Annotated in this window: 14 protein-coding genes; 4 read left to right on the top strand and 10 right to left on the bottom strand. The window is 40.8% G+C overall.

Annotated features, from left to right (window positions below):
- Window positions 1-215 precede the first annotated feature (215 nt).
- The 5 genes from MKHDV_RS01455 to MKHDV_RS01435 form a co-directional block, all read right to left on the bottom strand.
- A complete protein-coding gene (locus MKHDV_RS01455; protein ID WP_160711510.1) occupies window positions 216-1046 on the bottom strand; it encodes a phosphate ABC transporter substrate-binding protein in 831 nt (276 codons plus the stop codon).
- Window positions 1047-1253: 207 nt separating this feature from the next.
- On the bottom strand, window positions 1254-1928 hold the full coding sequence (locus MKHDV_RS01450; protein WP_160711508.1) for a hypothetical protein: 675 nt from the start codon (window positions 1926-1928) through the stop codon (window positions 1254-1256).
- Window positions 1929-2077: 149 nt separating this feature from the next.
- Window positions 2078-2701: an outer membrane lipoprotein carrier protein LolA gene (locus MKHDV_RS01445; protein ID WP_254060387.1), complete on the bottom strand. Its 624-nt coding sequence runs from the start codon at window positions 2699-2701 to the stop codon at window positions 2078-2080.
- A gap of 567 nt (window positions 2702-3268) precedes the next feature.
- Window positions 3269-3835: a TetR/AcrR family transcriptional regulator gene (locus tag MKHDV_RS01440; RefSeq protein ID WP_160711504.1), complete on the bottom strand. Its 567-nt coding sequence runs from the start codon at window positions 3833-3835 to the stop codon at window positions 3269-3271.
- A gap of 30 nt (window positions 3836-3865) precedes the next feature.
- Window positions 3866-4972, bottom strand: a complete 1107-nt coding sequence (locus tag MKHDV_RS01435; protein ID WP_160711502.1) for an NADH:flavin oxidoreductase — start codon at window positions 4970-4972, stop codon at window positions 3866-3868.
- Between the two features lie 310 nt (window positions 4973-5282).
- Here MKHDV_RS01435 and MKHDV_RS01430 point away from each other — a divergent pair, with 310 nt between their 5' ends.
- Window positions 5283-5819: a dihydrofolate reductase family protein gene (locus MKHDV_RS01430; RefSeq protein ID WP_160711500.1), complete on the top strand. Its 537-nt coding sequence runs from the start codon at window positions 5283-5285 to the stop codon at window positions 5817-5819.
- A gap of 83 nt (window positions 5820-5902) precedes the next feature.
- Here the strand turns inward: MKHDV_RS01430 and queF are convergent, their stop codons facing one another.
- Window positions 5903-6406: a preQ(1) synthase gene (gene queF / locus MKHDV_RS01425; protein ID WP_160711498.1), complete on the bottom strand. Its 504-nt coding sequence runs from the start codon at window positions 6404-6406 to the stop codon at window positions 5903-5905.
- Between the two features lie 159 nt (window positions 6407-6565).
- On the opposite strand from queF, the gene MKHDV_RS01420 reads away from it, so the two are divergent.
- On the top strand, window positions 6566-7198 hold the full coding sequence (locus MKHDV_RS01420; protein ID WP_160711496.1) for a queuosine precursor transporter: 633 nt from the start codon (window positions 6566-6568) through the stop codon (window positions 7196-7198).
- Between the two features lie 157 nt (window positions 7199-7355).
- The gene (locus MKHDV_RS01415) at window positions 7356-8453 is read left to right on the top strand and encodes a linear amide C-N hydrolase (RefSeq protein ID WP_160711494.1); all 1098 of its coding nucleotides are present in this window, start codon (window positions 7356-7358) and stop codon (window positions 8451-8453) included.
- A gap of 54 nt (window positions 8454-8507) precedes the next feature.
- On the opposite strand, the gene MKHDV_RS01410 is transcribed toward MKHDV_RS01415, so the two are convergent.
- The 4 genes from MKHDV_RS01410 to wtpA all read right to left on the bottom strand — a co-directional run bounded on the left by MKHDV_RS01410 (window position 8508) and on the right by wtpA (window position 11671).
- Window positions 8508-8726: a hypothetical protein gene (locus MKHDV_RS01410; protein WP_160711492.1), complete on the bottom strand. Its 219-nt coding sequence runs from the start codon at window positions 8724-8726 to the stop codon at window positions 8508-8510.
- A 73-nt stretch (window positions 8727-8799) separates the two neighbouring features.
- Window positions 8800-9858: an ABC transporter ATP-binding protein gene (locus MKHDV_RS01405; RefSeq protein ID WP_160711490.1), complete on the bottom strand. Its 1059-nt coding sequence runs from the start codon at window positions 9856-9858 to the stop codon at window positions 8800-8802.
- The gene (locus MKHDV_RS01400; RefSeq protein ID WP_254060383.1) at window positions 9855-10646 is read right to left on the bottom strand and encodes an ABC transporter permease; all 792 of its coding nucleotides are present in this window, start codon (window positions 10644-10646) and stop codon (window positions 9855-9857) included. Before MKHDV_RS01400 ends, MKHDV_RS01405 begins: the two co-directional genes overlap by 4 nt.
- 41 nt (window positions 10647-10687) lie before the next feature.
- On the bottom strand, window positions 10688-11671 hold the full coding sequence (wtpA, locus tag MKHDV_RS01395) for a tungstate ABC transporter substrate-binding protein WtpA (protein ID WP_160711486.1): 984 nt from the start codon (window positions 11669-11671) through the stop codon (window positions 10688-10690).
- A gap of 538 nt (window positions 11672-12209) precedes the next feature.
- Between wtpA and MKHDV_RS01390 the strand changes: the two genes are divergently transcribed.
- Window positions 12210-13292, top strand: coding sequence for a DUF1254 domain-containing protein (locus MKHDV_RS01390; protein ID WP_160711484.1), 1083 nt, complete (start codon window positions 12210-12212; stop codon window positions 13290-13292).
- Window positions 13293-13365: the final 73 nt, after the last annotated feature.

The following is a 13365-nucleotide window of genomic DNA, read 5'->3' as shown; positions in this document are numbered from 1 at the left end:
ACTGCCCATAATCATAGGGAGTATACCGAAATTTCCTTCGAAGGGTTGCCATGACCACGTAAAGACATGCTGCAATTGGGTCAGGGAAAAAAGGGGGAGGGAGAAATAAAGAAGGAAAGAGAAAATAGCAACCACTGCTATACAGGAAACAGTGGTTGCTACAAAAAGAGTGCTAGTTATAAAACGGCTGATTCTGACGCTATGCAAGGCACGTCCTAGTGTAGTGGTAAATATCCACTGGAAACGATAATATCCGTGCAATCATCTGAAAGAATATAGTCAATGAATGATTTTACAATGCCGGAAGGGGTACCGTTCGTATTCATGTAAAGTTTACGAACAATTTTGTATGTACCATTTTTAGCTGTTTCCTGTGATACACTAACGCCATCCAGAGCAGGGGCTTTAACGGTACTGTCTAATGTGCCAATACCAATAAAGCCTATACCATGAGGATCTTGAGCGATAGCTACTTTCATGGCGCCATTAGATGCTACAACATTCGCAGAATCAACAATTTTTCCCTTTTTGAGTAATTTTTTCCAATAAACGCTTCTGGTTCCACTAGCTTCATCGCGAGTGTAAATATGAATAGCAGCATCTTCGCCGCCTAATTCTTTCCAGTTCGTAATTTTACCAGAAAAAATATTCTGAATCTGCGTTGTAGTCAGGGCAGTTACAGAGTTGTGAGCAGAAAGAACTGTGGCAACACCGTCAATTGCAAATGGAAAAGAAGTCAGGTTGTATTTTGCTTTTTCTTTCTTACTAGCAGCTCTACCAGCGTTACCTATATTAACAAGACCTTCACCCACCTTTTGAATCCCAACGCCGGAACCACCACCTGCAATAGTGATGCGAATGTCAGCGTTTTTCATCATTATGCGCTTTGCTGCGGCCTTCATAACAGGAATATGGGCGGTGCCCCCTGCAATGGCTATTGTGCCAGACTGATTCGCAAAAACATCCAAACCGGATGCATGAGAAGGCATGCTGATGCATAAGGAAAATATGAATAGAAGTGCAAAAACTTTATAGGTAAATTTCATCCGATAGTCCTTCTAGTTAGGGATCATAAGAGCAATCAGATGTACTTGTACGTAATTATGCGGAATAAAATCAAATCGAAAAAAACTATCACTATCACACTATCCTATAGACAGGCTCGATCCATAGCTGACTATAACTATTGCCTAATTTTCAGATGTGACTGTCATCATCATGAGCTAAATTAGCTAACGACTCTTTGCTCAAAACTAAGAAGCTTTTTCGGCCATAATACTCTGAGGACAAGAAATCGGCTTTTGCGACAGTTTCGCCACAAAACCACACCCTGCATCCTTGTAATAAAGGCGGGTAGGGTAAGTCGTACCATGTTCATCCTGCCAATTTTTCAAATATACAGTAGTTTCATTTTCTGCATTGATACGGCGGCGAAGCTGAATCTTGTCAGACCGTTGAGGAACAACCGTATAGCTATATAAAATGTTCTGCTCAGGACAACGAAGTTGCGCGATATTCTTTTTACCTTCTGAAGTACACACAGTCGAAACCGGTTCTGGAAGATATAGAGCTTTTGCCATACGGATAAGCATTGGCTCTAATTGTGGATGTTTTTTAAGCATTGGAGAAACAGTGAACATTTCATAGCCGTCACGAGTTAGTCTAGCTTCAAAAATAGAAGTACCCATTTGCGTTAGTAGTGCGATAGAAACTGCACTTCCATCTTCTTCCATAGAAACTATGCCCTGAACAGGGATAGTAATGAAATAAAGACACAATGAACCACTTACTTGAAATTGAGCTTCATTTTCCGGCCAGTTCTGTCCGAGTAATTCAGGCTTCATATTAGGCATTGCAGGCAATGGCGGTGGCAATGTCTGAGCGCATCCTGCTAATAAGATCACGAGTGTGCACAAAAAGAATTTCATGAGCTAAGTCTCCTTTGAGAGTGAGGCTAGGAAAGCAAAAAGCGCGCAAATAATACTAGCAGACCCCATCATCGCATTTAATTCCATCCCAGATGAAACATCTTTTGGATGCCATGCATTAAACGAGATAAGCCTTCCCAAATAGAGGATTATGGCTTTTTAAATGTAGTCGGTTCCAGTTTCAGATTAATTTCTGCCTTCTGAAATGCTAAAGTAACTAAACTGTCATTCGCCTCAGTAACCACGATAGTTTTAACACCAATTAGTGATGCAGGAAGCTCAATAGAAATGCACTTAATAAACCTTGCCAGGTCGCCATCTTTAGGGCGCAACATAATAGTTGGCTTATCGGATTCGGTAACCTTAATGTGAAAATCTTTAGACAAAGCTTCTTCATCAATATTTACCCAACGCAACATCTGGTTAGCCATCATGCGAAGAGAAGGGGAAAGTTCAGTACGCATAACAGAACAATTTTTTCCAGTACTGCTCCATTGTAATCCACCATCAGTATTTAAAATAAAACCTGATGAAGTAGGCTGACTATACTCCCAGCGTAAATTCTGTGGCTTTTCGACAATAAGATCACCCGATACCATCAAGGGTTCATCGAAGAGTGCCAGATTGGTACATTGGGTAAAGGCTGTTTTGATAACTGAAACATTTGCATTGGCAAGCTTGATACGTTCAAAAAGAGAGGTCTCTTTGCAAAACGAAGTAGAGGGCGCTGTCAAAAGAATCAGCACCAATAAACTCATAAAAAATGTTCGCATCACATTGTTTCCGGAATAAAAAGTTTGAGTGTCTCATCCATGAGCAGCATGTTCCGTGTGAAAACGAGCCACAAGCTATAAAAAGAATCGGTAAAACGAATGCTTACCTTTAATTTTGGTGTGAAGATCATGGCTACTGCAGATAAATCATCTTGCAGGGTTATTGACCGTCTCTGTTAAAAGCCAAAAGAACCAGCAGGCGAAAGGAAATTTCGCGTTTTTTGTCTTTAACATCGTAAAAATAAAGTAGCGGAGCTGCTAAAAATCTCTTGCGGCGCTCTTTGTCAATGATATTGTAGAAAAACTAAACCATTAGCACAATTTATCTATGAAAAAGTAGCAATAATGTAAAGAGATCAGGCTGCATTTTCTCACATAAAAGAGAACGATACCTATGCATTCAGGGAAGCGAGAGGATATTTGTGAAGTAACTTATATTTAATTTCATTAACTAAATAAAAACACACATCATAAAATTCCATACAAAAATTCATGTAGAAAAGCATATTAGTTTAAAAAAGCCCCTTACATACAATGTATGGGGCTTTTTTTATAGTATTCGCAATGCTAATTTTTAAGATATCCGTCAATCACTGCATCAGACGCAGCCTGTAGAGCCTCAGCTCCACCTTTTACTCGTGCCATAATCTGTGCACCAATGAGCATTGAAAAGAAGGCATAGGCTGCATTATAGTCAGAACCATCAAAATGCATTGATCCTTCTATCCGTCCTTGTTCGAAGATTGCTGCATACGTTGCAACAGTACTTTCTGCGGTCTTTTCTAGAATCAACCGAGAGCTTTCATCAAGTGATGTCAGGTCTGAACTGAGAACGCCCATTAGGCAAACTTTTCCAGCAACAGTACCTTGCTTGAAAACATCCGCAATCTTGCGAAGTTTTTCCGGTGCAGACAAGGCACTGGACACAATGCTTTGATACTCACAGCCGTATGTTTGTTCACAACGGAGAAGAAGGGCATTTACCAAATCCTTTTTTTGCGGAAAATGGTAATGAATGCTGGCTTTCTTAATACCAACAACATCGCTGATATGCTTATAACTTACAGCATTAAGCCCGTTTCGCCGAATAAAGTCTTCAGCTACATCTAGAATAGTATTTTTTGTATCTTGCATTGCGTAACTATTGATTTAAATATTAATAAATTATGCTTCAAAAGCTACATAAGGGCGCAGCACACATGGGTAGCTACCCTTAGGTTTTGGAGAGAAACAGCCATTACAAGAAATACATTTCGGAGAACCTTCATCACCGGAAAGCCAACGATTTGGCAATTCTGGCTCTGCAAGCAGAGGCCTTGCCATTCCGACAAGCTGAATGCCCGTTGTGTTCAACACATTCTCAATAACCTGCGGCGTACGAATACCACCACTCACCAAAACAGTCACGCTAACTTCCTCGGCAATTCTAGCCGCATATTGTGCGTGGTATGCTTCTTTTTCCGGCCCAGAGATCTTTCCACGGCAGGGAATCTTTTTACCCGAAGCAAAAGTTCCACCTGAGATATCGAGAATATCAATTCCCAAAGTATCAAATAGTTTCGCTACGTACATACTGTCTTCAAAGGTTAAACCGTCTTCAATAAAATCTTCAGCATTAATTTTAAGAAATACAGGAAAATCGCCAACACGACGTCGAATCTCTGCATACACTTCAACAAGAATGCGTGATCGATTTTCGATGCTTCCACCATATTCGTCAGTACGACGATTTGTATGCGGAGTTAAAAATTGGCTCAGCAGATAGCCATGTGCTGCGTGAATTTCCACACCGTCAAAACCTGCTGCTTCAACGCGCTGCGCAGCATTACCGTACGCAATAACAAGATCATTGATCTCTGCCTTAGTCATGGGAACTGGTGTAACGCCAAAAGCAGGGTCAGGTATCTCTGAAGGCCCCCAAATAGTACGCTCATCTACTCGATAATTTGTTTGAGAGCCACCGTATGCAATCTGCATAGCAATACGACAGTCATGTTCATGAACCATATCGGTGAGCGCTTTGTACTGCTCAATAAATTTGTCATCAGATATTCCCATCATCCCGGGATTCGGTTGTTCATCCGGCATTACAAACGCATAACCGGTAATAATCATCCCGACACCACCTTGAGCCAGCTCTCCATAAAGAGTGGACAACTTTTCTGTCATCCGCCCATCATATTCTGCAAGATTTTCCCATGTGGCACCACGAACCAGTCTATTCTTTAATGACATCTTACCAATCTGGGTACGCTCAAAAATTTTTTTCATAATATCCTATCCTGATTTGTTTCTACCAAAAAGTAGATTTCTTGTTTGTCCAAAATACTTTTTCAACGCTGAAAACAGCGATTAAATTCTACCTACCAGAAGGTAGGCAGCAAGGTCAAAGAAAAGAGCAACGACTAAGACAGGGGAAATAATTTCATCAAATTAGGCAAATAAGAGATAAGACTTGAATTTTTCGATGTATCAAAATCGTGTTCCAGAATATCAAAACCTGACGAACTCAAAGGAAAAAGGTAACTTGCTTTCTTTAAAATAAAAGAAAAAGCAAATATAGAAATAGACAGGAGTGAAAATGCCAAACTTCGTTTTTATTGGTGCAAGCATCGATGGATACATTGCTGACAGAAATAATAAATTGGATTTCCTTGAGTGCATCCCAAATCCTGAAAACGTAGATTTTGGATTTCAAGATTTTATGCAGAGCGTTGATTGTGTCATAATGGGAAGAAATACATTTGAGACAATACTCGGATTTGGTGGGGAATGGCATTACTCAAAGCCAGTATTTGTTCTTAGCTCGTCCTTAACTTCTGTCCCTGACAAACTCAAAGATAACGTAGAAATCATGCAGGGTGAAATTAATGACATCATCACTGCCTTGAATAAAAGAGGATTTAGTAGGCTCTATATTGATGGCGCTAACGTCATTCAGAGCTTTCTTAAAAAAGATATGATCGATGAAGTCATTATTTCCACAGTTCCAATGTTGCTTGGGGGAGGGACGAAACTGTTTGGAATGCTCCCGGCACATCTTTCTTTTGAACATATGGAAACTCAAGTACTTCTCAATGCACTTGTTCAAACGCGTTATAAGCGAAAAAAAGAATAACCACTTTGAACATAATAAGAAAACTTCGATATAAAAAAGGGAGCAGTGTTGCTCCCTTTTTCATATCATAATCAGAAAAAATATTACGAAGAATGACGGCTAGCTTCCTGCTTCCATTCTGAAACTATTACTTTAATTTCATCTAAATTATCAGCTCCAGTATCAAAATGCTCAGCAAATACATGCAACGTGGTCGCGCCACGCGGGCTGAACAGCCCCTTCACACGACACCAAAGCGGGTCAAGCGCTTCAACAAAATCTTCAAGCATCGTGTTCGCTATGGTCTCCATAAAAGACTGGTGGTTACGATATGCGAAGAAATACAACTTGATACTTTTAGACTCCACAATACGTTCTTTAGGAATATACTCCACGATGATCAAGCCAAAGTCCGGCTGGCCGGTCATAGGACAAAGTGAGGTATACTCGGGAAATTCTACGCTCACAATGTATGGTCGATTAGGGTAATTATTCGGAAATGTTTCAAGAATTCCAGAATGTGGTCCATCGAGCTGATATGTAGTTTCTCCACCCTTGCCTAATGCTTGAAGGTGGTCTGTTTTATCCTGACTTTTGGTAATAGACATGCTGTCTTCTCCTTATCATTAATTAAGCACGTTAGTTTGACTTCGGAAAACACAAATGGCAAGGGGGGCACTGGCAATTTATTCGCCCGGGGCTGTTTTCCCGATCGCGAAGGGCTGTTATGCCCATCTTTAGGACTGTTGATCCCAAGGAGTTTACGTATGGATTCTTTTGACCGCAAAGCGCTTGCTTTGCTGTTAAGCCTGTTTGTTGGCGGACTTGTTGTTGCGGCGCTTATTTCCAGTAAAATTATTATGGTTGCAGGATTTGCTGTGCCAGCAGGGGTGCTAGCATACTCTCTGACTTTTATTGTTTCTGACGTGATAAGTGAAGTCTGGGGCAAAGAATGCGCCAACGATATTGTTCAATGTGGTTTTATTACATTAGTTATGACATCCGCGCTTGCATGGATTGCTGTTGCATGGCCGGCTGCTCCTTTCTGGGGCGGACAAGACAGTTTTTCTGCTGTTATCGGAAATACTCCCCGCATTGTTGCAGCTTCATTGGTTGCTTATATCGTAAGCCAAAAGCACGACATTTGGCTTTTTCATCTTCTTAAAGAAAAGACAAACAGCAAGCACCTATGGTTACGGAATAACGTGTCCACTATTGTCTCCCAACTCATTGATTCAACAATATTTGTGACTATCGCATTTTGGGGAATTTTACCTGTTGGCGAAGTAATACTCGGCCAATGGCTGGTTAAATTAGCAATTGCTGCTCTTGATACTCCAATAGTGTACATACTGTGCCATGCATTGCGGAAACAAACTCAAGCCGCAGAGGTCGTATAAGACCGTAACAAAGCAAACTCATTTATGATCAATAAAAGGCAGCACTCAGTGCTGCCTTTTTTCTTGCCCAATCACTTAGAACTCATCGGTCTAAAACCAAACTTTATGCTACAATTCATCCCAAAGACTCAAATTTAGAGCTATAAAAGGTAAAACTATGCTAAAGATTAAATGGTTATTAGTTCTATTCTGTTGTGCAATCTTAGTTTCCAATGCAACAATTGCTCAGGCCTGCACTGGAGTAAAAACTCAAGCTACAGACGGAGCCGTTGCTTTTGCCCGTACGTTAGAATTTGGTACCCCTCTCAAGTCCGACATCCTATTTGTACCGCGTGGGCAAGACTGGGTAAGCCCTGCACCAGACGGAAATGATGGCATGACATGGCAAAACAAATATGCATTTCTTGGCCCCAACGCTTTTGGCGAAAAAATGTTTGTTGATGGCATAAATGAGAAGGAGCTTTATCTCGGGGGATTTTGGTTTCCCGGAATTGCAAGCTTCCCAAAAGCGACAGATAATGATGCCGCCAATATTATTGCACCTCAAGCATTTGGTGCATTCATTTTAGGAACATGTGCTACTCTGGATGAAGTAAGAAAAGCAATTTCTAAAATTCAGCTTGTAGGTGTCACTTTTAAAAAAATGGGAATGATCTTACCTATGCATTGGATCATAATGGATAAAACAGGAAAATCCATTGTCGTAGAACCAATTAATGGTAAAATTGTAGTTGCAGACAACCCCGTAAACGTATTTACAAATTCTCCACCATTCGCATGGCACCTGCAGAATCTATCAAACTACGCAAATCTAACTTCGAGAAACAGCGCCCCTACAACCATTCGTGATTATAATGTGGCACCAATTGGACAAGGATCTGGAATGGTCGGGCTCCCCGGCGATTTCACACCACCGTCCCGATTCGTACGTATGGCCTTGCTTAGCAACTCTGTAGAGTCGATTGCAACAGCGGATGAAGCTGTCAATCAGGCTTTTCTGCTTATTAACAACATCTCTATTGTAAAAGGAGTGGCTGTAGATATTAAGCCAGACGATTCAGTTTCTGCAGACTACACACAATGGACGGCTGTATACGATCTGAAACGTCATCGTTGCTATTTTAGAACATACGACAACCAAGATATTCGCATGGTACAACTTGATAAGTTACCACTTGAAAGCGACCAAATACTCACCATTCCTATGTGGAACTCCAAACCAGAATACAAAGACATAACGAAGCAAGCAAAGTAACGACTCTTACAGACTAAAAGTCTTCCCTATAAAAAAGCGAGTAGTGCCGAAGCACTACTCGCTTTTATCATCTTCATTCGTTTCGTTTCTTTTAGTCTTATTCCCAGTCAGTTTTTGTTTCATCCAAGGACGGAAAAACAAAAAATACGCAAGAGCTGCAAAGCCGACTACAAATGTATCTAAATATTGCATCACAAATTCGGGATGAAACAGATATATGCCGCCAGCAATACATGCAGCAGTGAACATGAGATATAGGTTAACAACCTTCATAAAAACTTCTCCTGAATAAAAAATACGAAATCTTTTTATGGGATACAGAAGAAGTCTGCGTAGCGCAAGGAATCTAAACGGCCTCGTCCCTCATATAGTGAATTGCGGCTTCAGGGAAACCAATATGAACCGTCATGGAGGGGTGGAGTGTGTTGGCGAAAACAGCATTTGAATCAAGTGTTGTCGTTAATATTTGATCCTTGCACTCAACAATACCGCGCCATGCTAAGCCATATTTATCAAGATGCTTTAATGTACCGGTAAAACGAACCCAATCCGGATCAAACGTATCCTGCTCACGAACCGAAACATGCTCCGGCCTAATCGCTACAAGTCCCTGTGTCATAGATTCGTGCCGAACAGACGGAATCCGCAATGCTCCATCAAAAAGTAGACAGGAGTTCTCAGTAAACGAAGCAGGAAGCACATTAGAAATGCCCACGAAATCTGCTACAAAAGACGAAACAGGGTGGTGGAAAATATCGTGCACAGCTCCTTGCTGACAAAGTTTACCTTTATGAATAACTGCCGCTTGCTCCGCCAATGTAAGTGCATCCACAAAGTCATGTGTGACCATAACTATAGTAATACCTGTCTGAGTATGAATGTTTTTCAATACCGCACGAAAATCGGCTTTAAATTGCGGATCTAGAGACGACAAAGGTTCATCAAGCAGCAACACATCAGGCTTGCATGCGAGTGCACGTGCGATAGAAACACGCTGTTTCTCTCCACCAGACAACCGCATAGGCTTCCGATCAACCGCATGAGATAAATTCAGCGTTTCCAACAAATCTCGTGCTATTCGTTCCCCTTCAGCCTTTTTTATCTGCTGATATCGCTGGCCGTACATAACATTCTGCAACACAGTAAGGTGTGGGAATAGTGAGTGATCCTGATACACGAGGCTCACTTTTCTATCTTCCGGCGGCGCACTGCTGATATCCACATCATTAATCGCAATAGAACCAGTGTACGGCGGAGCAATACCCGCAATGCTTTCCATTACTAGAGTTTTACCAGAACCAGTAGGTCCCATAATCGCAAAAAACTCTCCTCGGCGAATATGCAACGAGACATCCGATACGGAAAAATTCGGCAGCTCTATGGAAAGATTATCTATTACAATCATATTTGATCTCTATCCGGTAATGGTATTGCCCGCATACCAATAAAAAAGAGCAAGCTGACGAGAATAAGAATGACAGCTACAGGCTGTGACCATGCCAAACCGTAGGCTGTAAACCGTTCATACATCAGGACTGGTGCAATCATAGGGTGGTACGCGACGATAATCACAGCACCAAATTCGCTTAATGCACGAGCCATACACATGATGATGCCCACCAGCATATGACGCCACGAAAGAGGTAAAGTTATCCGTAAAAAGGTTTGCGCCTTACTTGCGCCAAGAGAACGTGAAACTTTTTCTAGACGAACGGGAATAGATTCAACGCCTGTCTTAACTGCTGAAATATAAAAGGGCAGTCCTACAAAAAACAACACACTAACGATCCCCGTACGCGTCCCCATTATCTCAACTCCGAGAGATTCTAAAATACTGCCAAAGTATGTGTTGGGATTAGTAATAGTAAGAATAGATATGCCTATTACCGGGTGGGGAATCATAATCGGCAGATCAATAAGACTTTCAACAATACGTTTTCCGGGAAATTTTGAACGCGCAAGTAAGTAGGCCAGTGGCGTTCCGAACACAAGCGCAAGCAACCCCGCCGTAGCAGCGGTAGACATAGAGAGCCACACAGAAGCTATGACATCGGGGTCACGCAGCGTTTCCAACAATCTTTCCATCGTTGGAGCTGTAATGGTTTTTCCCAACGGGAGGGCAATGTAAAGAATGATTAAAAGAGAAGAGAAAGCAAACCAAAAATTATGAAGAAAGCCGAAGAAGGCTCGCAAAAGCGAGCTCCTTCTCCGACCAGTGCGATCAAAGCTCATACTTAGTCACGAACTTCAACAAATTTTCTAAGTGAAAGCGGAACATCATTCATACCTTCAGCAGTGGTACGTGCAGGAATGAATGGTGGCTGGCCCTTATCTTTAAGAACTTGCATGCCGCCTTCTGGAGAAAGCATAAACGCGAGGAAAAGTTCAGCAGCTTCTTTGTTTTTAGCACCATCTAACATGGTGATACCGTAAGTGATGGACTTACCTTTGCGGTTAATAAAGGTTCCCGGTTTTTTACCAGTAACTTTGACAACAGCATTTTTGTAAAACGAAGTAAGTTTGTAATCACCAAGGTTCATGTGCGGGTCAAGAGTAATAAATTTAAGACCGTGCTGCACTGCAACAGAGCGATATTCCCAAGCATAATCCATGTGTCCGGACTGGAGTAATGAAATAAGTTCAACGGACTTAGGGCGAACGTTTTTAGCAGGGCGGTTAGCAACCAATTTGTCGTTTAATCCTTTGACCCCATAGAATTTTTCAGCAAGCTGCAGCACCATACATGCTCTGTAGCCACAAGGATCAAGGTTAGGGTCAGAATGTCCCCATACTACATCTTTGTTCTGTAAAACTTTGTACCAGTTCTTGCTGGAAATTGTATCAGCAAATTTTGATTTATCAGTGTAGCAGAGCACCATCTGGTTAGATGCAAAACGCACGTTCCAGGATGCATATTTCGGGATAAGGTTTTTGTTAATCACAACGTAGTCGGCAGATGCCATAATATCTGCTTTTTGACCTACTTCGGAAATAAGACGAGCAAGTTTAGTAGAGCCACCAGCTTGACGCTGAACATCAACCTCTGGGTATTTTGCTTCAAAAGCTTTTTCCATTGCGGCAAAAGGAACAGAAAGACTACCCGCATGGAAAATCACTAATTTTCCGGAAGGCTGAGCAAACGAAATATTTGGAGTGCAGATCAAACCAAAAACTAGCAAAAACAAAGCACAGACACGGAATAACCATTTATTACACATAACGACCCCTACAAACAAATTATACGTTAAATAATATGTGGGTAAAATCAGCGCATAGAGTTTGTATGTCAATGGAAAAATGAAGGTATTTTGATATTCAACCAGCTTGTTTTACTACTGAAAAAGTATAGTTCTCATTCTAACTATTTGACACAAAAGCATTTTGGCAAACCAAATCAAACTGTCATTGTTAGTAAGTGCTCCTCCATAATTATCCAAAACTAGAAATCGTAAACAAGAGCAAACACCAATTTGATTCAGAATAAATATCATCAAAAGATTAACACTGAATAGAAATTACAAAATTATTCAAAACTCACATAATAAAAATGTATTTTCACAACTCATCAGTAAAAATTCTAAAATGATAGAGTCGACAGCAACGATCATTCTAGAATCAATCTCCCAAAAAACTAACTACATTTCTTTCTGTGATAGGGGGGGTATCATTGTCGCGTTTCACCAGCAAAAGATATGATGCCTTTTGAAGTGTCTTTTTTTGTACGTATGTAAGAAAGAATTTCATGAGGGAACACTAATGAGCACCAACAACATATTTAAACTATTCTTAGTTACCTTTTTCATCGGTTTTTCTACCTTTGCTGCTGCTGAAATCCCAAATATGGATACAAGCAAATGGGCCGTTGATCCCCAAAAATATGAAATGTCGCCCAAAGAATATATTCAGGCAGAATCAAGAGCTTTTTTAGCAAACTTTATTGAACGTGCAGAGCTGAATAAATTTCATCACTTTAAGACTCTCGCAACCGCGGAAGATAAATGGGTTGTATCTCCAAACCTCGACACGATCTATTCTATCGCAACGGTAAATGTACAAGATGGCTTCACTCTCAAGCTACCTGAAGTTGAAGATAGGTTCCTTTCTGTACAAATTATTACTGAGAATCACATGACTCCATTTTATTTCTATGGTGGTGGAAGTCACACATTCAAAGCTTCAGATTTTGATTCAGATTTTGTAGCAGTTGGAGTTCGGATGGGTACCAACGGAACAAAAGAAGATGTCCAGTATGTTGTCGATAAATTGCAGCCCAAATACTTCATTGAAGGAGCAAAAAACGAAGATACTCTGATTCGCCCCGACACAAAAAAAATGTTGGTAGTACGAGAGGCGTTACTTTCTGCATACAACAAATTGCCCGACACATTCAATGCGATGCAAAAAAGCACAGATCTAGTTCATGACTGGGAAAAATTTACATACGTAACCGCAGGCGGGTGGGGACTTTCAGCAGACGAAAATGCAATGTATAAACCATATTCCGATCCCAAACTTAAGGGTAAAACTTGCTACACAGCAACGTTTCAGCCCATACAAGCGAAAGCTTTTTTCTCAATCACGGTCTACGGTCCTGACAAATATCTAATGTCAGATGACAACAACGTAATTGGCTCAAATCATAATATATCTATGAATAATGATGGAACATTTACGGTGGTCTTTGGTGATACAATTTGCAAAAACTTGGCACCAAATTTTTTGTACACACCAAAAGATGGTTGGAATTACCTGATCCGAGCATACAAACCCGATGTTGAAGCTTTTAAAAAATATAAACTCCCCGTTTTGGAAAAAAACTCCGATCAGGTAAGTCTATAACTAATCAACACAGGCAACAGACTAACAAAAGTATAAACAGCCAAAAGCTAGCATGCCAACTCGCAGAAAGAAA

Origin of the sequence: Halodesulfovibrio sp. MK-HDV, from assembly GCF_009914765.1 — a bacterium.
Classification (GTDB): Bacteria; Desulfobacterota; Desulfovibrionia; order Desulfovibrionales; family Desulfovibrionaceae; genus Halodesulfovibrio.
The sequence above is the reverse complement of the archived record's forward strand: the minus strand, read 5'-3'. Positions and strand labels throughout refer to the sequence as shown.

Bases quoted from the DNA above. Each gene is read 5' to 3' on its own strand.
- MKHDV_RS01455 (WP_160711510.1), bottom strand. From the start codon at position 1,046: ATGAAATTTACCTATAAAGTTTTTGCACTTCTATTCATATTTTCCTTA.
- MKHDV_RS01450 (WP_160711508.1), bottom strand. From the start codon at position 1,928: ATGAAATTCTTTTTGTGCACACTCGTGATCTTATTAGCAGGATGCGCT.
- MKHDV_RS01445 (WP_254060387.1), bottom strand. From the start codon at position 2,701: ATGCGAACATTTTTTATGAGTTTATTGGTGCTGATTCTTTTGACAGCG.
- MKHDV_RS01440 (WP_160711504.1), bottom strand. From the start codon at position 3,835: ATGCAAGATACAAAAAATACTATTCTAGATGTAGCTGAAGACTTTATT.
- MKHDV_RS01435 (WP_160711502.1), bottom strand. From the start codon at position 4,972: ATGAAAAAAATTTTTGAGCGTACCCAGATTGGTAAGATGTCATTAAAG.
- MKHDV_RS01430 (WP_160711500.1), top strand. From the start codon at position 5,283: ATGCCAAACTTCGTTTTTATTGGTGCAAGCATCGATGGATACATTGCT.
- queF (WP_160711498.1), bottom strand. From the start codon at position 6,406: ATGTCTATTACCAAAAGTCAGGATAAAACAGACCACCTTCAAGCATTA.
- MKHDV_RS01420 (WP_160711496.1), top strand. From the start codon at position 6,566: ATGGATTCTTTTGACCGCAAAGCGCTTGCTTTGCTGTTAAGCCTGTTT.
- MKHDV_RS01415 (WP_160711494.1), top strand. From the start codon at position 7,356: ATGCTAAAGATTAAATGGTTATTAGTTCTATTCTGTTGTGCAATCTTA.
- MKHDV_RS01410 (WP_160711492.1), bottom strand. From the start codon at position 8,726: ATGAAGGTTGTTAACCTATATCTCATGTTCACTGCTGCATGTATTGCT.
- MKHDV_RS01405 (WP_160711490.1), bottom strand. From the start codon at position 9,858: ATGATTGTAATAGATAATCTTTCCATAGAGCTGCCGAATTTTTCCGTA.
- wtpA (WP_160711486.1), bottom strand. From the start codon at position 11,671: ATGTGTAATAAATGGTTATTCCGTGTCTGTGCTTTGTTTTTGCTAGTT.
- MKHDV_RS01390 (WP_160711484.1), top strand. From the start codon at position 12,210: ATGAGCACCAACAACATATTTAAACTATTCTTAGTTACCTTTTTCATC.